The 22,562-nt window shown below is 35.7% G+C and carries 22 protein-coding genes and 2 pseudogenes; 18 read left to right on the forward strand and 6 right to left on the reverse strand.

From position 1 onward, the window contains the following. From J3U37_RS10510 to J3U37_RS10525, 4 genes and pseudogenes are all read left to right on the forward strand, one after another. A pseudogene (locus J3U37_RS10510) lies at positions 1-856 on the forward strand (hypothetical protein); the annotation flags it as partial. Next, entirely contained in the window at positions 853-1,317 is a 465-nt protein-coding gene (locus J3U37_RS10515; RefSeq protein WP_267374795.1) for a DUF4279 domain-containing protein, read from the forward strand. The pseudogene J3U37_RS10510 and the gene J3U37_RS10515, both read left to right, overlap by 4 nt. 286 nt (positions 1,318-1,603) lie before the next feature. Beyond that, a pseudogene (locus J3U37_RS10520) lies at positions 1,604-1,828 on the forward strand (DUF2247 family protein); the annotation flags it as partial. A gap of 23 nt (positions 1,829-1,851) precedes the next feature. Continuing rightward, entirely contained in the window at positions 1,852-2,301 is a 450-nt protein-coding gene (locus J3U37_RS10525; RefSeq protein ID WP_267374798.1) for a hypothetical protein, read from the forward strand. Between the two features lie 44 nt (positions 2,302-2,345). On the opposite strand, the gene J3U37_RS12200 is transcribed toward J3U37_RS10525, so the two are convergent. Continuing rightward, the gene (locus J3U37_RS12200) at positions 2,346-2,501 is read right to left on the reverse strand and encodes a SymE family type I addiction module toxin (protein ID WP_366939865.1); all 156 of its coding nucleotides are present in this window, start codon (positions 2,499-2,501) and stop codon (positions 2,346-2,348) included. Positions 2,502-2,544: 43 nt separating this feature from the next. Here J3U37_RS12200 and J3U37_RS12205 point away from each other — a divergent pair, with 43 nt between their 5' ends. The 4 genes from J3U37_RS12205 (at position 2,545) to J3U37_RS12210 (ending at position 4,289) form a co-directional block, all read left to right on the forward strand. Beyond that, positions 2,545-2,727, forward strand: a complete 183-nt coding sequence (locus tag J3U37_RS12205) for an HNH/ENDO VII family nuclease (RefSeq protein WP_366939869.1) — start codon at positions 2,545-2,547, stop codon at positions 2,725-2,727. 11 nt (positions 2,728-2,738) lie between these two features. Next, positions 2,739-3,218 carry an SMI1/KNR4 family protein gene (locus J3U37_RS10530; protein ID WP_267374801.1) on the forward strand — a complete coding sequence of 160 codons (480 nt, stop codon included), beginning with the start codon at positions 2,739-2,741 and terminating at the stop codon, positions 3,216-3,218. Between the two features lie 298 nt (positions 3,219-3,516). Continuing rightward, positions 3,517-3,948, forward strand: a complete 432-nt coding sequence (locus tag J3U37_RS10535) for a hypothetical protein (protein WP_267374804.1) — start codon at positions 3,517-3,519, stop codon at positions 3,946-3,948. A 176-nt stretch (positions 3,949-4,124) separates the two neighbouring features. After that, positions 4,125-4,289, forward strand: a complete 165-nt coding sequence (locus J3U37_RS12210; protein ID WP_416380009.1) for a DUF6572 domain-containing protein — start codon at positions 4,125-4,127, stop codon at positions 4,287-4,289. A 355-nt stretch (positions 4,290-4,644) separates the two neighbouring features. Here the strand turns inward: J3U37_RS12210 and J3U37_RS10540 are convergent, their stop codons facing one another. Further along, entirely contained in the window at positions 4,645-5,190 is a 546-nt protein-coding gene (locus tag J3U37_RS10540) for an RNA 2'-phosphotransferase (protein ID WP_267374807.1), read from the reverse strand. Positions 5,191-5,784: 594 nt separating this feature from the next. Here J3U37_RS10540 and J3U37_RS10545 point away from each other — a divergent pair. The 5 genes from J3U37_RS10545 (at position 5,785) to csdE (ending at position 10,492) form a co-directional block, all read left to right on the forward strand. Then, a complete protein-coding gene (locus J3U37_RS10545) occupies positions 5,785-6,480 on the forward strand; it encodes a hypothetical protein (protein ID WP_267338026.1) in 696 nt (231 codons plus the stop codon). Positions 6,481-6,830: 350 nt separating this feature from the next. Next, positions 6,831-7,826 (forward strand): ubiquinone anaerobic biosynthesis protein UbiU, encoded by a 996-nt coding sequence (gene ubiU / locus J3U37_RS10550; protein ID WP_220218594.1) that lies wholly within the window; start codon positions 6,831-6,833, stop codon positions 7,824-7,826. 140 nt (positions 7,827-7,966) lie between these two features. Beyond that, the gene (locus J3U37_RS10555) at positions 7,967-8,845 is read left to right on the forward strand and encodes a U32 family peptidase (protein WP_220218593.1); all 879 of its coding nucleotides are present in this window, start codon (positions 7,967-7,969) and stop codon (positions 8,843-8,845) included. Next, entirely contained in the window at positions 8,802-10,025 is a 1,224-nt protein-coding gene (csdA, locus tag J3U37_RS10560; RefSeq protein WP_267374810.1) for a cysteine desulfurase CsdA, read from the forward strand. The genes J3U37_RS10555 and csdA overlap by 44 nt, the downstream gene beginning before the upstream one ends. A gap of 71 nt (positions 10,026-10,096) precedes the next feature. Then, positions 10,097-10,492 carry a cysteine desulfurase sulfur acceptor subunit CsdE gene (csdE, locus tag J3U37_RS10565; protein ID WP_267338024.1) on the forward strand — a complete coding sequence of 132 codons (396 nt, stop codon included), beginning with the start codon at positions 10,097-10,099 and terminating at the stop codon, positions 10,490-10,492. 46 nt (positions 10,493-10,538) lie between these two features. Here csdE and dolP read toward each other — a convergent pair whose 3' ends face one another. Beyond that, a complete protein-coding gene (gene dolP / locus J3U37_RS10570; protein WP_220218591.1) occupies positions 10,539-11,117 on the reverse strand; it encodes a division/outer membrane stress-associated lipid-binding lipoprotein in 579 nt (192 codons plus the stop codon). A gap of 232 nt (positions 11,118-11,349) precedes the next feature. Here dolP and J3U37_RS10575 point away from each other — a divergent pair, with 232 nt between their 5' ends. Further along, positions 11,350-12,048 carry a DUF1266 domain-containing protein gene (locus J3U37_RS10575; protein WP_220218590.1) on the forward strand — a complete coding sequence of 233 codons (699 nt, stop codon included), beginning with the start codon at positions 11,350-11,352 and terminating at the stop codon, positions 12,046-12,048. Continuing rightward, positions 12,045-14,711, forward strand: coding sequence for a J domain-containing protein (locus J3U37_RS10580; protein ID WP_267374814.1), 2,667 nt, complete (start codon positions 12,045-12,047; stop codon positions 14,709-14,711). Before J3U37_RS10575 ends, J3U37_RS10580 begins: the two co-directional genes overlap by 4 nt. Positions 14,712-14,778: 67 nt before the next feature. Here the strand turns inward: J3U37_RS10580 and J3U37_RS10585 are convergent, their stop codons facing one another. The 3 genes from J3U37_RS10585 to xthA form a co-directional block, all read right to left on the reverse strand. Then, a complete protein-coding gene (locus tag J3U37_RS10585; RefSeq protein WP_220218588.1) occupies positions 14,779-16,449 on the reverse strand; it encodes a molecular chaperone HscC in 1,671 nt (556 codons plus the stop codon). A 149-nt stretch (positions 16,450-16,598) separates the two neighbouring features. Then, entirely contained in the window at positions 16,599-17,930 is a 1,332-nt protein-coding gene (xseA, locus tag J3U37_RS10590; RefSeq protein WP_220218587.1) for an exodeoxyribonuclease VII large subunit, read from the reverse strand. 30 nt (positions 17,931-17,960) lie between these two features. Further along, on the reverse strand, positions 17,961-18,767 hold the full coding sequence (gene xthA / locus J3U37_RS10595; protein ID WP_267374818.1) for an exodeoxyribonuclease III: 807 nt from the start codon (positions 18,765-18,767) through the stop codon (positions 17,961-17,963). A 115-nt stretch (positions 18,768-18,882) separates the two neighbouring features. Between xthA and tyrA the strand changes: the two genes are divergently transcribed. The 3 genes from tyrA to atpB all read left to right on the forward strand — a co-directional run bounded on the left by tyrA (position 18,883) and on the right by atpB (position 22,542). Then, entirely contained in the window at positions 18,883-20,004 is a 1,122-nt protein-coding gene (gene tyrA, locus J3U37_RS10600) for a bifunctional chorismate mutase/prephenate dehydrogenase (RefSeq protein ID WP_220218585.1), read from the forward strand. Between the two features lie 165 nt (positions 20,005-20,169). After that, positions 20,170-21,507 (forward strand): phosphoglucosamine mutase, encoded by a 1,338-nt coding sequence (gene glmM, locus J3U37_RS10605; protein WP_220218584.1) that lies wholly within the window; start codon positions 20,170-20,172, stop codon positions 21,505-21,507. A gap of 252 nt (positions 21,508-21,759) precedes the next feature. After that, complete coding sequence (gene atpB / locus J3U37_RS10610) at positions 21,760-22,542, forward strand: F0F1 ATP synthase subunit A (protein WP_220218583.1); 783 nt, start codon at positions 21,760-21,762, stop codon at positions 22,540-22,542. Positions 22,543-22,562 lie beyond the last annotated feature (20 nt).

A 22,562-nucleotide genomic window follows, 5' to 3' on the forward strand; every position in this document is an offset into this window, starting at 1 on the left:
TGCCGGGAAGAATGCGGTTGAGAATAATCATATTGGTCAAGCCATTGTAAAGGCCGCAGAGGCTTCATGTAACGGCGATAAAGCTTGTGAAGATAAGGTTATCTGGGAAGGAATAAACAGTTATAACGAAACGATAATAGAGTACGGCGAACCGCAAGTGATTGTGATAGGCGGACTGATAGCCGCACCTATCGCAATTGATATAGCCGGTCCTGCTATTGCTTCTTGTACTGCCAATCCTGTATTGTGTGCCAATAATGTAGGAACTTGGTTAATCGAAACTGTTGGATTTGAAGGTTACCCGGCGGCAGGGTTAGGAATGACTGCTGGCTCATTAGTTAATTCATTAAGTAAGTCTGAACTGAATGAACTTGCTGCTATAATGGAATTATATAAAAATAATCGTATTGAAAATCCATCTGTCGTATTAAATGAAATAAAAACGACTCTTAGTGAAAACGCGAATTATAAAATTGTTTATGATAGAGCTAATAACACTATCGTTAAACAAACTAAAGCTGGAAAGGGGACGACTAATGGAGCAACCCAACTGCCAAACGGAAAGTGGGTTGATGCAGAAGGATTACCATTACCCGTTCCTCCTAGTATTGGTGCAAGTGGTAGAGTTCCTAAAGTTTTACAAAATGGTGGTAATACATTAAATCAAAGTACAGCAAATGCTCTGAATAAATATTTTGATGAAAATATTAATAAACGTGAGTGGGGTAGAGCCCTTGAATCGCTCAAAAAAGATAATAATATACGAAATGATCATCATGGAAGAATTTTAGATAATGGTGATTATATTAATTCGAGTGGAAATGTTATAGGTAATATTGGAGACTATTTAAAATGATTTCAATAAATTCTAGGCGAACCCCCATATCTCCAGAATACCCAAGTTGTGATGAATGTTATGCAGCATTGTTAATATATCCCAATGATATTCATCCCGATAAGATAACTGAACTTTTGAAAATTGAACCAACACAAAAAAATATTATTGGAACTAAGAGTATTAATCGTATCGGAAGAATTAGAGAGATTAAAACTTCTGGATGGTTTTTATCATCAAAAGATTATGTTATATCTAAAGACTTAAGAGAACATTTAGATTGGTTACTAAATAAAATAGCACCATGTAAAGAGGCGTTAGAAAAATTACAGACATATGAAAACGTAACTATGGGTATTGATTGTGTATGGCGCTCATTGGCAGGTCATGGTGGACCTGTATTATGGCCAGAACAAATGAAAAAAATGAGTAGACTTAATTTGGAATGTAGTTTTGACATATATTTTGTTAATAATGAATAAATTGATATTTTTTGGGGGAATGGTTTTATTATTAGTGTGATTACAATATTGAATTTTATATGAGTAATGATATAACAAAAAACAATGTTAGCCTTAATTGGCAGGGTATATTATGGAGCTATGAGCATCATTTTTTATAGGTGACTAGAAGTAGTTAATTATGCAAATGATAAAGTAATTAAAGAATCAAATTATGATGAATCAATAATTGAACTATACATGATAAATAAATCAACCATTTTTAATATTGATAGATTATTAAAAAAGATAGTTAAAAAAAGAGCATAATTATAGCACTGAGAAATGGTTGTATATTGTTCTATTGGATTTATTTAATAAACAAAAAGAATTAGATGATCCTTTAGGGAATGTTGAAGAAATTTATGAAAACTTTGATTATCCAGAGAAAATAGAATCTTTTGTAAGATATATGCTTGCTAATGATAGTTATGATCCAAGCAAACATACTAAAGAGGAAAATATTAATCAAAAGGAAAAAATATTTTATTAAAGTTAGAAAATTCAAAAGTTCCTATGAAATTAGTTTATCTTTTATCTGAAGAATTAAAAGATAATCCTGAGCAAATTGTAATGACACAGTCACTCACGCTCGATAAGTCGAGACCAAATATGGGGTTAAAAGGTACAAATGGCCTTTTTGGTTCTAAAGAATGGTGGAATAGTATTAAACAAGGAAAAATGCCTTTACTGCATGTGTCGGGAGTAATAACTAGAACTTATGTGGCAGGTCAAGATCCTTCTCCTGTAGATAATGCTTTTAGTTTATTATTAGATGATGATTCCGAAGTTGAAGAAAGCATTTATAACTATATTAATGACAAGGATAAAAAGCTTTTTCAAAAAGGGGCTAAAGTTGAAATTATTTACGCATATGATGAACTGAAACGGCGAAATCATAATGGCGAAAAAGCTTATTTAGATATAGTGTTAGAAATGGCGGTTTCATTAGAGCCAGTTGGATAAGTATCAATCCCCACCTAATTTAGGTGAGGATCTTTTATTATTTTTTAAAACTTGCTTGTTAGTTCAATAATAAGTTTATTTTGCTCAACTTTAATGATGACTGGACAACCAACATAAAAGCCTATTTGCTCCAGCCATCTTCCCTTAATAGTCAGTTGTGGTCTGGGGTTGGGTTTTGTGCCTTGTGACATGTAACCCACGGTATAAAATCACTTATTGTGTTGTGGCGCTGATGCTTTGTCTGTGATTGATTATAGTTACCACCTCGGAAACGGTCCTATTGCGGAAGTTACACAATCATCCCATCAACAATATAAGGATAGAATTCATATTAATCCAAATACTATTCCTTTGGTAATAAATCGTAATCAATTTAACAAATGGCGCGCTAATTATTGGAAAAATAGAGCAAATGATTTTAAATAATAGGTGTTTTTATGAGTGTAAATGATGTGAAAGATACAATAGCTTTGATTGAACAAGATACAGAAAACGTAGATTTTGATGGGCATAAGGATCTTAGTTTAATTATAGCTGCTGAAACTGCTTTAAATATTAAATTCCCAGATAGTTATTGTTATTTTTTAGAAAATCTTGGATGTGGGGATATATATGGTCAAGAATTTTTCGGGATAACAAAAGCTGATTTCATAAATTCTGGTATACCTAATGCTATATGGCTGACCTTAAAAGAAAGAAAAGAATCAGATTTACCTGAATATTTGGTGATTGTCTATTTTGGTGGAGATGGTGATTATTATGCTATTGATTGCCGTGATCCCCATAATGCACCTATTGTTTATTGGGAACCAGGGGTATCTAAGAAAAGTGATAAATTGCACAAAATAGCTGATGATTTTGGTATTTTTTTTAAAGAAACAATTTTAAATGCTAAAAAAATTGGTGATTATTTATAAATTTTTTATAGTTCTGTGATCTACTTCATAGAACTAACTAAATTTAAATTAACTATAAGATTTACTTTTTAATTTCCAACACTAACTTACCCTGTTCAATCTTAATGATAACAGGGCATACCACATAAAACCCTAAATGCTAAAGCCCCCCTACCCTTATCGATGCCGGGCATGATATTCATGCCAAAACGGTCGATATTTCTGCCGGTAAGCAATTAGGGCTTTATAATGTTTGATAGAAGAGGGAATAGAATTGGAACTTATGATAAAGATTTAAATAGAATTAAGGATTAACTATATGTTTAACATTGAAATAAATAATTCTCCAAAAAAGGGGGTTGGTGAGCAGGTTTATCCATCAAAAATTGTTATTAATGATTTCTATGAGTGGATAAATATTCCAGTTGGTTATTGGGACATAGAACAATATAAGGATAGTTGGAAAAAATCAATTAAATATGGGTTAGAAACAAAAGAGCATGCAGCGTTAATTGTTTCGATGTATGATCCTGATAATTTGAATTTTATATCTACCTGGACTCTTTATTTTGTTAATGAATTAGTTTATATCCAAAATAAATTGATATTTATTAATGAATATAATAATTTTGATGTAAATAACATAAATGATTTTATCAGTAATAGAGAAATTTATAACGAAGATGGAGTGAGAATATCCGAATGGCAATGTACTGTAGAGGATATTATTGAGTTTTATCATTCTTTGTAGCCTAAATAATTATTATATTAGTTCTGCGATTTTGTTGCAGAACTGGATTAATTATTTACCAACTATGCGATTTGCTTCGCAAGCTCAACAATCAACTTACCTATTAAAGCTGAAGTAGTTAGACCAAAAACGAATAGAGATAAATACATTTTATGACTATTTAAGATAAAAATAAGATTGATATGATAACGATGACAAAGGAAGGTATACATCCTCAAAAAGTGATATTGATTATAACAGATCATTTCAATTGGGAAGCTGATATAAATGAACATCTATTCAAATTACAAGAAAAACTAAATCTTTATATCAGTGTTATTGAAAGTAAAAATATATTTTAAGTACCAAATACCTGACGAATGTATATGTTTTTTGGAGAAAGTTAACGAAGTTATAATATCAATTAATACTTCAATAGAGTATGAAATAGGTTGATTCTAAAAGTTACCCAGAATTTAGGTTGTTTATTATAACAAGCTATACACTATACCAATTATTTATGCTCCTTTTTGATCTAATATTTTATAGTCAATTTTTGAATTACACTTCCAATTTACACGTTCAAAATTTATTGATAAACAATATCGACTAGGATTTTATTTAAAAAATATAGAAATTTAATTTTAGAGAATCAAATAATAAATAACTTATTTGATCCTTCTAAACTAAAACACAACGGGCTAAATTAAATAAGATTTAGTCAAATATTAAAAAAGTATTAGGAACAGCATTAGTCAACCAAACACCGTTATCTGCCAAATAAAATTTAAAACCTTGTTGAGACATCTGTAAGGCTTTTACTTTTAATACTACTGGTTTTCCATGCCTTTCGCCTACTTTCTTAGCAGTCTTCTCATCGTTAGATAAATGGACATAATGGCGACTGCCAGCAATTAATCCTTGGTTTTTAATGGAATCAATAAATCGAGTGGCTGTGCCGTGATATAAAAATTCTGGGGGAATTTGTTCTACATGGCTTATTTTTACTTGCTCAGTTGAATGCCCTTGCGCTGCACGTATTTTTAGACCGTCATCCGAAATCGTAAAACGTTTTTTATCACTTGTTTTAACAACTTGCTCTATCAACTCTCTAGTAAGAGATTCATTATGTTGATTAGCTTGCATGATGAGTCTGTCAATATTAACCCAACCATCAGAATCTAATGTAATTCCAATAGCTTCTGGTTGATGTCTCAAAATATAACTTAAGAATTTACTTATTTTATCTAGTTGTTTACTCATCTTTATTTCCTTACTAATCCACGCTCTAACTCTGAGTTAGGATAATTTTTTTATCTATTTTTAGATCCATATAACAAGTTCAATAATAAATTAGTTTTGCTTAACTTTAATGATGATAGGCCGTTTGGCATAAAAACGTATCTGTTTCAACCGCTAGCCCTTAATAGTGAGTTCTGAGCTGGGACTATTATGCCCGACATCATACATGTAACCCACGATATAAAAGTGCTTGTCAGGTTTAGTGCCCGTGCTTCAACTGGTGGTTAATTTTAGCACAACGTATACCTTAGTCATAATAATTACCTTGTTTAGTTGTTACGAGTAGTAGGTTAGCAATGGCGTCACTGCCTGCCCCAGAACGTCAACGTGTTTTGAAGATAGCGACAAACGGTTTTGCATCACAATAAAGCCGATCACCAAAAGCGCTATATTAGCTATCATTTAAGAAATTCGTTAAATAGATAAATAATTAACAAATCTAGACAATTACTTTATTCAATACAATAATAAAGATGCATCAAACAATAACTTATTGTTTATACCAATAAAAAATTATTTGATGAAATATAAATAAGTAAAAGGAAATATAAAATTATGGAAAAGATTAAATATGTTATTTTAAGTTGTTGCTTGCTTTTATTATTTGGATGTTCTGGCAACAGAGAACCATTGCCTAGAACACAGATTGTGGAAACAGAAGTAATAACTTTAAATAATGGTGCGAATATTAAGGTGTTAACGGAAAATGCCATTAATGGAGAAGTAGTTAAAGATACGAATAGTTATTTAAATATTGTTACCCGAAGTAATACAGCACAAGTTGTTGGATTGAAAGTAGTTCAATTTGCCGCAGGCTTTTTTACTAGTCTTGGTGGCAACGTGAATACTTTTTCAAAGGAAGAATTAAAAGGTAGCTACGTAAATTCAGTACCAAATAATACCATGGAGCTTTTAAAACCTCAGTTATATACAATTTTAAAAAAAATAAAAGCCAACAAACAAAAAGAACACACTATCACCATTCAACCTTATAAATTTAAACTGATTTATGATGGTTTGACGGATAATAAATACAATTTTATTTATCAAACATCGATTAAAGCGGAAGGATTTTACTTTGCTTGTTCTCACAACAGTTTATCGGTAGAGGATAAAACCAAAACTTTTGACGAATGGGAAAGTAATAACTATCAGTTAGTTCAAGATATCACTTCACAATTAATCAATAATTGTATGACTCAATTAAATTCGACTGAAAATTTAACACAACTTGAAAATGCGCTGAAATAAGTATTAATTATCAGCAACATAGTACGCTAAACATAAAATAGATTGAATTTAGTTGATTATTGATAAAATTCTTTTTAAATATAAAAACCAGAAATTAAATAATAAATGTCTGGTTTTTTACTTTGCAAAATCGTAAATTATCCTATGTTAACTATCACCGTTTTGATTCAATTTAATTATCAATAGTAATCACTTACTTTATTAAAAATTATATTTATTACATACAGTTATATAAAAAACAGGGTTGTATGTTTTTTTTAGCCTAGAAATTTGCTTTCTATTCGCATTAAATCAGGAATTATTGCATAATACATGGCGTATTAAATACCGAACTTAAGTTAGGAATAATTATGGAACTTCTTTGTCCTGCTGGATCTTTACCATCGTTAAAAGTGGCGATTGATAATGGCGCTGATGCTGTCTATATTGGTTTGAAAGATGATACCAATGCCCGTCACTTTGCTGGTTTAAATTTTAATGAGAAGCGATTAATTGAAGCTGCGGATTATGTACATAAACGTGGTAAAAAATTGCATATTGCGATTAATACTTTTGCGCATCCTGAAAATTTTCAGCGGTGGCAACATGCGGTTGATACCGCCGCAAACATTGGCGCTGATGCTTTAATCATTGCCGATCTTGCAATGCTTGATTATGCAGCTGAAAAATATCCCAATTTAGAGCGCCATGTTTCGGTGCAAGCCTCTTCGACCAATGAAGAGTCAATTAAGTTTTATTATAATAATTTTCACGTACATCGAATTGTGTTGCCTCGTGTGTTGTCAATGCATCAGGTAAAACAGCTTTCTCAAGTGTCGCCTGTTCCGTTAGAAGTTTTTGCTTTTGGCAGTTTATGTATTATGGCAGAAGGCCGTTGTTACTTGTCTTCTTATTTAACTGGCGAATCACCTAACACTGTTGGTGCGTGCTCACCAGCAAAATTTGTGCGCTGGGAAGAGACCGAAAAGGGGCTTGAGTCAAGACTCAACAATGTTTTGATCGACTGTCATAAAAAAGGTGAAAATGCTGGCTATCCAACCTTATGTAAAGGTCGCTACTTTGTTGGTCAAGAGCTTTATCATCCGATTGAAGAGCCAACCAGTTTAAATACGATTGAACTTTTACCGGAATTATTTGCTGCTAATATTGCCTCGGTGAAAATCGAAGGTCGTCAACGTAGCCCGGCTTATGTTGAACAAGTGACCAAAGTATGGCGACAAGCTATTGACCGCTATAAAGCTAATCCACAATCCTATCAGGCAGAAAAAAATTGGATGGATACACTTGGTTCTGTTTCAGAAGGAACGCAAACCACATTAGGTGCTTATCACCGTAAATGGCAATAATGTAGAATTAACTTGCCAATTAGTCATTCACAATAAAGATGATTGAAATAGATTCATATTTTAATTAATGACAATGTAAATAAAATCGCTGTAGCGATTTTTAGTTAAATCAATCTAATATAAATATAGTGAGCAAAACGATGAAATACGCATTAGGACCAGTGCTGTACTATTGGCCTAAAATCGAAACTGAAGCTTTTTACCATGCTGCCACAAATAGTGAAGCAGACATTATTTATATGGGTGAAACGGTATGTACCAAACGCCGTGAAATGAAGGTGCCCAATTGGTTAGACTTAGCAAAAGAGATTGCCAAATCTGGCAAGCAAGTCGTCCTTTCCACTTTAGCATTACTTGAAGCGCCATCAGAACTTAATGATTTAAGGCAGCTGGTAAACAATGGTGATTTTTTAGTTGAAGCTAATGATTTAGCAGCAATTAACATTGCCCATGATAATCATTTACCTTTTGTGGCAGGTCCGGCTATTAACTGTTATAACGCTTTAACCTTAAAGTTATTACAAAAACAGGGTATGGTACGTTGGTGTATGCCTGTTGAACTTTCTCGCGATTGGTTAAACAATGTACTTAATCAATTTGATAGCTTGAATATAGCTCGAAATTTTGAAGTTGAAGTTTTCAGTTATGGGTACTTACCGTTAGCTTATTCTGCTCGCTGTTTTACCGCTCGTTCCGAAGATAGACCAAAAGATAAATGTGAAACCTGCTGTATTAAATACCCAACCGGCCGTGAAGTATTTTCACAAGAACAGCAAAAAGTATTTGTGTTAAACGGCATTCAAACGCAAAGTGGTTATTGTTATAATTTAGGCAATAATCTTAAAGAGATGAAAGGATTGGTTGATATTGTCCGCATCTCGCCATTAGGTGTTGAAACCTTAGATGTGGTCAAACAGTTTAAAGCCAATGAAGACGGATTAAATCCTTTGCACATTGAACATAAACGAGACTGTAATGGTTACTGGAATGGAATTGCAGGACTTGAACTTGCGCAATAAATATTTTGATGCCGAGCAATTTCGGGCCGATTTCCCCGCGCTCAATAATCAAAGTGTCTACCTTGATTCGGCAGCCACTGCGCTTAAGCCACAAGCGATGATTGATGCGACAGTACAATATTATGCGCACAACACCGCAACGGCTGAACGCAGTTTGCATCATAATGCGCTGCAGGTAACACAAACCATTCACACAACAAGAGAAAATGTTGCTAATCTGATTCATGCCAAACATAGCCATGAAATTATTTGGACGCGTGGCACAACTGAATCAATTAACTTAATTGCTCAAAGTTATGCTCGCCCCCTATTACAACCTGGCGATGAAATTATCGTTAGCGAATTAGAGCATCATAGCAATTTATTACCTTGGTTAATCGTTGCTAAGCAGACTGGAGCAAAAGTCATTCAATGGTCAGCGGATATTGATGAGCTTTCTTCACTCATCTCATCACGCACAAAAATCGTTGCGGTGACGCAAATGTCTAACGTAACGGGATTTTGTCCAGATTTAGCGCAAATTAGTCAACTTGTTCACCAAAATAATGCGATATTAGTGGTTGACGGGGCGCAAGGTATTGTTCATCAGCCAATCAATGTTGACAAGCTCAATATCGATTTTTATGCCTTTTCAGCACACAAGCTATATGCCCCAACTGGGCTAGGGGTGTTATATGGCAAAGCGGCGTTACTGGAACAAATGAGCGTTTGGCAAGGTGGCGGGAAGATGTTGAAGACAACCACATTTTCTGAATTTCAAGTTGCACAACTGCCCTACAAATTTGAAGCCGGAACGCAAAATATCGCCGGGATTGTTGGCCTAAATGCCTCGCTTAGCTGGTTAAATAAATGGGATGAAGTTCAGGCAGAAAACTATTTAATTCAATTATCCAATTATGCAAGATCGCAATTAAAACAGTTTGATGATATTCAATTTTATAGCGTCGAAGGTAGCCCTATTATCAGCTTTAATTTTAAGCATATTCATCATAATGATATTGCAATCTTATTAGGCGATCAAAATATTGCCATACGTACTGGAGAGCTTTGCGCTCAACCGTTGATGAATAAACTTGGTTGTCACGGTGTGATTCGTATATCGCTTATGCCTTATAATAATCAACAAGATATTGATAAATTGATAACTGCCCTTAATAATGCCATTGAGATATTTGCATAAATTTATGCTAAAACATCTATCTAAACTGAACTAGCATGGCAAATTTTTATCACCCTAAATAGGTCTATAATATGGTTTCACAACAATCTTTAACTGAACTATTTTCTCAGCAACATAACTGGCAAGATCGCTATCGACAACTGATACTTTTAGCTAAGCAATTGCCTGATTTTCCTCCAGATCAAAAAACCGAGGGAAATCAAGTGAACGGTTGTGAAAACCGAGTATGGTTAACTTATCAAAAACAAGCTGACGGCACATTTATCTTTCAAGGTGATAGTGAAGGAAGGATTGTTAAAGGATTACTTGCTATTTTGATCTTGATAGCCAATAACAAAAATGCCACGCAAATTCATGCTATCGACTTTCCGGCATTATTTAAAGAACTGAAAATTGCTCAAGAACTTAGCCAATCACGACAGCAAGGTCTGGCAAAACTTATCGAACGGATCGAATCAATAAAATAAGATAAAAAAAGGGGGAAATCCCCCTTTCTTTTATAATTTTAACTGATTAGTTATCTGGGTAAGTGTAAAGCGTAATCACCTTTTTAACACCGGCTACTTTACTGGCAACTTCAGCAGCAAGTCTGCCTTGTTCTGGTGTTAAGATACCAATTAAGAAAACTTCACCATTTTCCGTCACCACTTTTATCTTACGTGATTTAACTTGTGAATTTAGCATTAACTGAGATTTTACTTTAGTGGTGATCCATGTGTCATTAGTTACTGTGCCAGCACCCACTGGCGTTCCGATACGAATTTGATTGTAAACTGTTTTTACACCTTCAACTTCATTTGCTAAGCTTTCAGCTTTCTCAATTTGTTCTTGATTTGCTTGCCCGGTTAACAAAATATTACCGTCATAAGTGCTAGTTGAAATACGTGAGCCAATAAACATAGGTCCGTTATCTCTTAATTTACTGGTAATTCGTGAATTAAGCGTTGTATCATCAACTTGGGTTCCAGCAGTACGAGGATCGGTTGCAATTGTCGCTGTAGCGCCGGCACCAACGCCAATCAATGCCGCAACACAGCCTTGTAGCATCAATACGCCTGACATTAATAGTACCATTAAGGCGAATTTTTTCATTATAACTCCTTTCTTTTGTGGCTAAATAATGTATAGATGATTACAAAAAAATCGTATTTCATTATGCCTTGCACAAACTAATTTGCAAAACAATTTTGTTGCTTCTTGTAATAATTCCGCTATGCATTTTAATCACATTAAATTTCAAGACAATATGCCCTTTCAATTTATACATGATTCTGTTATCTTTCTACAACGCTATAAACAATATCTGTTATCAACTGAGTAGAAAATGGTTTCTCAAGATTTTATTGATTGGTTATACGCTTTATCGGCACCTATGGTTATGTTAAATAAAAAAAATGGTGCTATCTTTACGTCCCCTTATGTTTTCCCTGATGATACATTTATCGATTTAAGTGAGAATTGGGAGATCAATTCTCGGGAAACTTTTCTAAAACAAATATTTGACCTGGTTGATGACGGGCCAGCACAATTCATTTCACAACTCTATTTTAAATATTCACGATTTTCTGAAATTGAATGGCTTAACTATTGTGAAGAACAAACAGACATTCAGAAAATAATACTAAAATATGTGGAACAAACATTTCCAGCTTGTGGTGTTGCCGGTATTCGTAGTTGGGATTATGTAAGAGCCGCATATCTTATACGAATCGGCACAACCAATAAATATGTAACCGAACAAGAAGCTTTATGGATTTTAAATAGGATCAGTCTTCGAGCTCGATGTTTTTATGAATCATGGCAGCATTATCATATTGGCTGGTTTATTGGTCATCGATACAGGCAAACGTGGGGAATTGAGGACTTAGAGCAGTTGCATTGTCAATTAACCAGAACATCACAACGCCATGTAATGGCAGAACTATACACAGACAAAACATTGCCTTACAACTTATTACCTTGGTTTATTAATATTGAAGAATTAGAGAAACCAACATCATTAATGGAGTATGATTGGTCATGAATGATAACATATGGCAACTACTGGGCATTGAGAAAACGACTGATATTGCAACTATTCGTCAAGCATATCGTGCAAAATTACCCAATCATCATCCCGAAACCGATCCTGATGGATTTAAAGCGTTACGAGCCGCTTATGAAAATGCAATAGAATATGCCAAATCGCCTGAAAAATTTGCTGCTGAGTTAGAATCGGACAGCTCAGCACAAGACATTTCCCAGCCACTGACAGAAGAGCAGCTTAAAGAGAATGAAATTTGTACTGCTTATCAAATGCTTTTAAATGATCCAAAACGTCGCTTTAATGTCGATGAATGGCAATTATTTATCAGTTCATTTTATGACTATCCTATGGCAATTATTGATTCGGTAAAATGGCGTTTGTTAGAAATAAGCACTCAAGCAAAGAATATATCGCAATCATGCGCCAAATTACTCGCCGAAAGTTTACGTTGGCGACAACAGCTGATGATCGAAAAACCCGAACAATATGAAAAGTATGAGAATTTTCTTGAATATATTGATAGTGGCGATACTTTCAATTACGCATCCTTACCAACCACAAATATCGTACTACAAGATGCCACCATTGATTATATTGCTCACTGCCATTGGTTATATTGGTGGCGTTCACAAGATGAACTTGAGTCTTTTTTAATGCAAGATACAGTCATCTGTTTACCTGATGATAAAGACTTAATGATGCAATTTGCCAATTTTTACCGTGTGGCAAATATACCAAATCAATCTATTTTAGACTATGCTTTACAACGTATCGCCCAAAACGATGATGATGAGCGTAATATTATCGAATGGCGGTTTTTAGCGGCAATTCAATATACATTACTTACCGATAAACAAAATGCGCTACAAGCTTGGATTGATCTTTATAATACAGGTCATTATCAACAAAAAGCAGCCAGTTGGATAGCGGGTTGGTGTTCATATTTTGCGCAAGAGTATTTCCCACTATTATGTATCGCACTTAATGACTGTTATTGCCTAGCACCGACATCAACAGACAATAACTTTTATAATATAGTTCCTCAATGGTCTACGATAACAGTATCACGATTAGCCCAAATCGATCCTAGCGATTATTCACCAGAAATTGCTAGCTTTATAAATTGGGCGCTAGAAATAAATTGGAATTATCGCCAAATCCTGCCTTTGTTGTTACTGGACAATGGTACCAATCGTTTATATCGCTTATACCGACATGCCATTATGTTATGCCACGGTAATCAAACCTTATTACAGCAAATTCTTGAAGAACAAAGCGATGATATATTTGAACAATTTATTTTACAAAATCTACAACGTCAGGCTAAGCAACATTTAGTATGGCTAACCGAACTTGAACCGATAAAAGCATTTAAAGATTGGTTGTATAATAGTGATGAAGATCTTCCAATGCCAACCAGATTTGATATTGAAAGCGATAATGATGACGCGATATATGTGCGTTTATGGTTAGATAGGTTTGATTTAATTCCTAAGCATGCCAAAGTACATCTTTACAGATATATGAAATATTTTAATATGGAAATGTTTGACTGGCAGGTCTATTTTGACAATGAACAATATTACCAATTTCCATTTCCACCTAACGACTTGATCGATAAAGAGGCCTATTGGCAATGGTATCGTAGCTGTATGCTCGTTCTCGCTATTACTAATAACCCTTTAGAAACAGCCAAGTTAATTAAAAAAGAGAACAGTGATTTTATTTTAACCGATGATGATCCATTTCTTCCATTGGTCAATATCTTTAAGTATGGTAATTGGCAAAATGAATCAGAACTGTATAACTTGATAATTAATAACAATGAGATCACTAATTGTGTTTTGAGTAATTATCCTAACTCAATTGAAAACATCATTACCAATCCATACGACACTGATTTTACCCAAATTCCACAACATTTAACCGGATTTTGGCAAACAAAATTAGCGAATGAAAATCCTATCTATTTGATGCTGCTATACAAAATTGTTTTAAATAAAACAGCACAACAGTCTCAATTAGAGCACACATTACAAACGATTGCCGGCGACAACCTAAATCTTCAAAAAATTGCACACACTTTAATAAATGAAAAGCGCTTAACACTTTTGGCCGTAGGCAGTAAAAGTAAAGCTGCAAAGCAAGCTATCTTCATTGCTAAGCTGGCAAAACATTTATCCAATCCTTATGGCATCTGTATTCAAAAGCAAATTAATGCTTTGGATCAATTACGAACAGACGCGAGTAATAATTTAGTACTACGACTTTGCGCTGCATTGCTGTTAGCTGAAAATCAAGAAAATCAAGAAAAACTCAATGCACAATCACTACCTAAAAATGGGTATTTTCAGTTTTGGCGTTGGAATGGTCGCACAAATAATAAAGGCTTTTTTATACAGACCGTATGGATGACAATTTTTTTATTTCTCATTGAAACAAGGATACCTGCCTTCCTGAAAAATCTTGATCTACAAAATTTTGATTATCTCTTTCGAGGAATGTTATTTTGCCTAATATTCATTAATCTTATTTTTGCCATAAAAAGGCGTGTCAATGATACCGATACGGGGAAAAGGTTCAATATTTTTCGACTTTGGCAGCCAAGTATTGAACAAACAAATCGATACGGACCACCAATAAATGAGAAAGAAAACTAACAAAAACCCCTTTTATAAAAAAATAAAAGGGGATGTATTATAATCAATAGATTAATAATTCATTAAGTTATCTATCGAGGCTAGTTAAAGATGATTCAATTTCACAACGAATTGTTTCAATTTCCTCAGTATTTTGCCGATCTAATACGGTTAAAAAAGTTTCGATATACGAGCCAATCAAGCTGCGTTCATCACCTAATGATTGTGCCCATGCACGATCTAATCTAGCCAATAATGTACGATTTGGCATTTGATCTCGTGGATGAACTTTAAGCGATTTCAATCGTTCATGGCTTTCTTGTTTTTGTTTTTCTGTTAATCCTATCGGGCTATGATCGATGACTTTACCATGCTGTTGGCCGGTGGCATGTATTATCACATCGACTTCTAATAAACCATTTAAATCATAGCTAAATCGAACATCGATTCCTTGCAGCTCTTCGGTCGGCGTTAAAGGCACCTCAAACTGATCAATTAATACGTTGTTTTTAACAAGTGGGTGTTCGCCTTGATATACTGCAACAGAGATATATTTTTGCTGCGGATGTGTAGTATAAAAGGTTTTAACTTTTGAGGTCGGTACAATCGTATTACGTTCAATAATTGGGGAAAATAAACCACGAACATTATCGGAAGAACTTTCAATACCTAATGTGTAAGGGCAAACGTCGGTCAAGATAACTTCTTCCACATCTGCATTACGTAAACGACAAGCCGCTTGAACAGCCGCACCTTGTGCCACAATAGTGGTCGGATTAATATGACGATAAGGGAGTTTGCCAAATAACTTTGTCACTAACTCACGAACCACACCTAATTGCGATGAACCGCCAACTAACACAATATGTTCAAGCTGATTGGGCTTTAAACGGGCATCACTTAATGCTTGTTCAATCGGTGCTCGCAAACGGTTTAGCAAGGGTAACCAAATCATTCTAGCTCGACTTTCGTTAAGTGAAAATTGCCATTGTTTATCCTGCCAAAACCAAGTTAAATTATGCATTTTTTCGCCATTTAACTTACATTTTAACTGTTCAGCTAAATCTAATAATCGGGCATAGTCATCTGTTGCGATATCTTGTGGTTTAATATTCCACTCACTTAAGCAAGCTTTTACCAGTTCATGAGTAAAATCTTCCCCCCCAAGGTAATTATCACCTGCTGAAGCATGGACTTCGATAATTGGCAGGGAATACTCAAGTACTGTGACATCAAATGTACCACCACCCAAATCAAATACTAACGTATTTCCCGATTGCTCCTCGTGCAAGCCATATGCCATAGCTGCTGCGGTGGGTTCATTAATTAAACGTACAGCATTTAACCCGGCAAGCTCTGCGGCAAAACGGGTTTGCTTACGTTGCTCATCATTAAAATAAGCTGGTACAGAAATGACAACATCACAAATCTCCTGCCCTAAAAACGCTTGTGCATCAGCTTTTAACGATTTTAGTACCATTGCCGATAGTTCTGTTGGGGTAAATTTTTTATTGCCTAATTCAAAAACTTTACTCGACCCTAAATACCGTTTAAATGCAGCTGCTGTGCAATTGGGATGAGTGGTTAAGCGAGACAATGCTGCACGCCCAACTAAAATAGAATCATCATTATCAACACTGACAACTGAGGGGGTAACCAACTCGCCTATTGAGTTGGGAATTAAAGTTGGCTGACCGTCCTGCCAAACACAAATTAAACTATTTGTTGTACCTAAATCTATACCAATTGGAGGATGCATAACTTAACTATTCTCTTATGATTAATTCAATTAATAATGCGTTGATATTATATACATATAGCGGTTTTAGATACAATTTTTATCTAGAGACCACTTTGCAACATTTCTCAGCGTCTAAGTGATATATTCACGGGTAATCAGTCGGACGGTTATTCGACTTTAACAATTTGACTAACTAATTTCCCCGTTTTTAATTGCGTGGTGATATGCTCACCAATCACAACTTGGTCACAACTACGTATCACAATATTAGCTTGATTAGTTGTCACGCTATAACCACGCTCTAAAGTTGCCAGTGGGCTGACATTATTGAGTTGCGATGTTTGTAAAACAAACTGATGTTTAGCATGTGTAAGTTTCTGCTCCATTAAAGTCATGATTTGTTGCTGGCGTTTTTCAACTGTTTGGCGTAGAAGACGAATATCATTTTGCGGTGAGAGGCGTAATAATCTTCTATCTAAATAGTTATGAAGATTTGATTGCCGAAATAGGTATTGTTGAATGTTTTCAAATAGCGCATGACGGCAAGTTAACAGACGATTTGACTGTTTGGACAGCTTCGCTTGTGGGTGCTCAGCTTGCAATCGATGACGCCATTTATTAAGCATTTCCCGACGACGCATTAGATAATTGTCTATCGCCATAAAAAGATACTGTTCTTGTACTTGTAGACGCTTTATTTGATCTAAATTGTTAGTACTCACTAACTCAGCTGCGGCTGACGGCGTTGCCGCTCGAATATCAGCAACAAAATCAGCGATAGTAAAATCAATTTCGTGCCCGACTGCACTAACAATCGGTATTTGACTGGCAAAAATCGCTCTTGCGACCACTTCTTCATTAAATGACCAGAGATCTTCCAGCGAGCCCCCACCCCGACCAACAATTAATACATCACACTCTTGACGGTTATTAGCAATCTCAATCATTTTGGCTATTTGCCCTGCCGCTTCTGTGCCTTGCACTTGAGTTGGATAGATAATCAGATGTAAAGAGGGATCACGGCGTTTTAATATCTGGCAGATATCATAAAGCGCAGCGCCGGTTGATGAAGTGATAATACCGATTGTGCGAATATTTTCAGGCAAGGTTTTTTTATAAATTGGATCGAATAATCCTTCGTCAGATAATCGCTGTTTTAACTGCTCAAATTTTTGTTGTAACAAGCCAGCGCCAGCGGGTTGCATTTTATCAATAACAAGTTGATATTCACCTCGAGCTTCATAAAGTGTTACGGAAGCATTAACTAAAACTTGTTGGCCATTTTGCGGTGTAAATCCGGTTCGAAAATTGCTATTACGAAACATGGCACAACGCACTTGGGCGGTTTCATCTTTAAGTGTGAAGTACCAGTGACCGGAGGCTGGGCGTGAAAAGTTAGAAATCTCGCCAACTAACCAAATTTGACCAATAGCATCGGAAAGGAGATCTTTCACCATTTGGTTAAGATCTTTAACCGATAAAATCGAACGATTTTGCATGCTATTATCCTTATTATTCATAATATACGTTTAGGCTAAATCAAAATCTGCCCAAATCGGCGCATGATCTGACGGTTTTTCCATACCCCGAATATCGTAATCAATACCGGTTTGCTGGCAGTGAGCAAGTAATTTTTGGCTGGCTAAAATCAAATCAATTCGAAGCCCGGTATAGCTATCAAAGCCTTTTGAACGATAATCAAACCACGAATAAGCTTGCTCAGTTGGATGAGCATGACGATAAGTATCAACAAACCCCAAAGACATAAGATTAGTCATCCATTGGCGCTCTTCCGGTAGAAACGAACATTTACCAGTACGCAACCAGCGTTTGCGGCTATCTTCAGAAATCCCAATATCCACATCAGCAGGACAGATGTTCATATCGCCCATTATTAAAGATAACTGATTGCTCAATTGATGCTCGGTAAGATAGTCAATCAGATCTTGATAAAACTTACGTTTTGCCGGGTATTTAATTTCGTGATGTAAACTCTCCCCTTGTGGAAAGTAACCATTAATCACGGTTAAATTACCTTCGCTCGTGGGTAATTGTGCCATAATCAAACGACACTGCGCATCGTCACTATCCGTTGGGAAGCCACAGCTAACCGTTATCGGTTTTTGTTTTGTTAACAACGCCACACCATAATGCCCTTTTTGACCATGATAATGTAAGTGATAACCAAATTGCGCCATCTCTTCAACTGGGAATTGATCATTATGAACTTTTGTTTCTTGCAAGCCGATAATATCTGGCTGATGTTTATCAATAATTGCGGCTAATTGATGAATGCGAGCACGCAGACTATTAATATTAAATGAGATAACTTTCATAATTAACTTATTGTATTTGATTTAACGTTGTCATTGATCCATGCTATCAAAAATACGGTATACTGTTAAGCAATTACAGTAAAAGTCACCACTTGTGATAAAGGAATCACGGAATATGTCTACGGAATTACTCAAACTGCGTGATGAAATTGATGAGATTGATAAATCAATTTTATCTTTAATTAATCAGCGATTAGCGTTAGTTGCCGAAGTCGGCGAAGTTAAAAGCCAACACGGTATTCCTATATATGATCCTAAGCGTGAAGCTGATATGCTAGCGAAAAGACGGCAAGAAGCAGAAAAGCTAGGTATATCACCGGCCTTAATTGAAGATATATTACGACGCTTAATGCGAGAGTCATACATTAGTGAAAATGACAAAGGTTTTAAAAAAGTCTATACCGGTAAAGGATCTGTTGTCATTATCGGTGGTAATGGTCAAATGGGGCGATTATTTGCCCGATTATTTACCTTATCAGGCTACCAAGTAAAAACATTAGGTTCAAAAACCATGCATCAAGCCGCTGAAGTTGTTGCTGATGCCGCAGTCGTAATTGTCACGGTGCCAATCAATAAAACTTGTGAAATTATTCAACAATTACCGCCGCTGCCTAAAGATTGTATTTTGACTGATTTCACCTCGATAAAAGTAAAACCACTTCAAGCCATGTTAAATAAACATCCCGGCCCGGTTGTTGGTTTACATCCAATGTTTGGCCCAGATGTGCCTAATTTAGCCAAACAAATAATCGTCTATTGTGAAGGGCGTGAGCCAGCAAAATACCAATGGCTTATCGATCAAATGCGAATTTGGGGCGCAAATTTATGTGCGATCGATGCTAAAGAGCATGACAAATGTATGTCATTTATCCAAGCATTACGGCACTTTACCTCGTTTTCTTATGGGGTGAATTTGCAACGTGAACAAGCTGATTTAGAACAATTAATTGCGTTATCTTCTCCTATATACCGTCTGGAACTGATGATGGTGGGTCGTTTATTTGCTCAAGACCCTGAACTTTATGCCGATATCATTATGGCTTCAGATGATAATATCGAGCTAATCAAACACTATTATCAATGTTTTGGGCAAATGGTTGAGTTAATTGAAAAACGCAATAAAAAAGAGTTTATTGAGAATTTTAATCAAGTGACTAAATGGTTTGGTCCTTATGCAGAGCGATTTATTAAAGAGAGCCAAGTTTTACTAAAATTTGCTAATGATAATCGTGAATAATTTTATACTCAAACGTATACATTTTCTGAAAGTTCTTGACAAGATCCGGATTAAGATTACGTTTTAAATAATTTAATTGATGACTTTTAATGATACGTTAGGCAATGATAACCCATTAATATAATGAAAGTTATCAAATACAAGGCGTCAAAATGAGGGAATAACATGTCTAATCGAAAATATTTTGGGACTGACGGAATTCGAGGCAAAGTTGGGCAGTACCCTATCACCCCAGATTTTGCCCTTAAATTGGGTTGGGCTGCCGGAAGAGTGCTGGCCAAAGAGGGGGTAAAAAAAGTGCTGATTGGTAAAGATACCCGTATTTCCGGTTATATGCTTGAATCGGCACTTGAAGCAGGCTTCGCCTCAGCCGGTGTTGCCTCAGCCTTTACTGGTCCAATGCCGACACCGGCTATCGCCTATTTGACCCGAACATTTCGCGCCGATGCCGGCGTGGTGATTTCCGCCTCACACAACCCTTTTTATGATAATGGCATTAAATTCTTTTCAACCGAAGGAAAAAAGCTCGATGATGCGATCGAACTTGCAATCGAAGCGCAACTGGAAAAACAGATCGACTGCGTCGAATCAGAACAACTAGGACGAGCAAGCCGAATCACCGATGCCGCTGGTCGTTATATTGAGTTTTGTAAAAGCACATTTGATCACGATTTGAGTTTATCTGGTTTAAAAATTGTGGTGGATTGTGCTAATGGCGCAACCTACCATATCGCCCCGAAAGTATTGCGTGAATTAGGCGCAAAAGTTACAAAAATTGGCTGCGAGCCAGACGGTGTAAATATCAATCAAAATTGTGGCGCAACTGATATTAAAGCGTTATCTGAACGTGTTTTAAAAGAGAAAGCCGATGTCGGTTTTGCCTTAGACGGTGACGGGGATCGCATTATTATGGTTGACCATAAAGGCCGCAAAGTTGATGGTGACCAAATTATCTATATCATTGCCAGAGAAGCGCTAAGACAAGGGCAACTTAAAGGCGGTGTGGTAGGAACATTAATGAGTAATATGGGGCTTGAATTTGCCCTCAAAAACCTCGGCATCCCTTTTGCTCGGGCTAAAGTTGGCGATCGTTATGTTCTTGAAAAACTGATTGAAAATAATTGGCGGCTCGGTGCTGAAAATTCCGGGCATGTGTTACTTCTCGATAAAACCACAACCGGTGATGGTATTGTGGCCGGTTTACAAGTGCTGGCGGCAATGGTTCGCAACAATATGTCTTTAGCTGATTTATGTAGCGGAATGAAAATGTTACCGCAAGTATTAATCAATGTCCGTTTTGCCGGTGAAAATGACCCTTTACAAAATGCAGCTGTCAAATCTGCAATTGCTCAAGCTGAAGCACAACTGGCTAAAAATGGTCGTGTTTTAATTCGCAAGTCCGGAACAGAACCGCTTATTCGGGTCATGGTCGAAGGACGTGAAGAAGCCGAAGTACAAAAATTAGCAGAACAAATTGCCCAAACAGTGAAAACCTCTAATTAGCTCAATTTAACCCCATTAATTAAATAATCAATGGGGTTAAACTTCCTATAATATAATCGTTAATCGAACTGTTATTATTTACACAAAATTAGTAAAAAGTGTCTAAATCCTTTGATTTGTTAATCAAATCTTGACTTTATATAGGCAATTGGGTTTAAAATAGTGACTTCGGTTATTATAGCGATTGCTTATACCTATATGGTTTAACATAAGCAGTGTTTTTTTATTTTTAGGAATAGGTAAGAGGGTTTTATGTCAGTTTCCTCTCCAGCTTCACCACAAGCTTATATCAAGCATCACCTTGAGAACTTGCAGGTAGGTTCAGGTTTTTGGACCTTTAATCTTGATTCATTGTTCTTTTCAATTCTACTCGGCGCGCTCTTTTTATGGATTTTTTATTGTGTAGCCCGAAAAGCAACAAGCGGCGTACCAGGAAAATTACAATGCGCAGTAGAAATGATTTTTGAATTTGTCAACAACACCGTAAAAGACATGTTCACCGGTCAAAATAAACTCATTGCCCCGCTAGCATTAACGGTTTTTATTTGGGTCTTCTTAATGAATTTTATGGACCTTATCCCAGTTGATTTCCTACCTTATGCCGGTCAATATTTAGGTCTATCGCATTTAAGAGTGGTACCTACAGCGGATGTTAGTATTACCATGTCAATGTCTTTAGGCGTATTTGTGCTTATCATCATTTATTCAATCAAGTACAAAGGAATTTCCGGGTTTATTAAAGAATATACCCTTCACCCGTTCAATCACTGGGCATTTGCGCCTATCAACTTAGTACTTGAATTGGTCAGTCTATTAGCGAAACCTGTCTCTTTAGGGCTTCGATTATTTGGTAACATGTATGCAGGTGAACTTATCTTCATTCTAATTGCTGCATTATTACCATGGTGGTCACAATGGGTACTATCTTTACCATGGGCTATTTTTCATATTTTAATTATTACGTTACAAGCATTTATTTTTATGGTGTTGACGATCGTCTATTTAGCTATGGCATCGGCAACGGAAGAACATTAATTTTAATTTAAATTTTTTTT

The sequence above is a fragment of the Gilliamella sp. B3172 genome, from assembly GCF_026536465.1.
Classification (GTDB): Bacteria; Pseudomonadota; Gammaproteobacteria; order Enterobacterales; family Orbaceae; genus Gilliamella.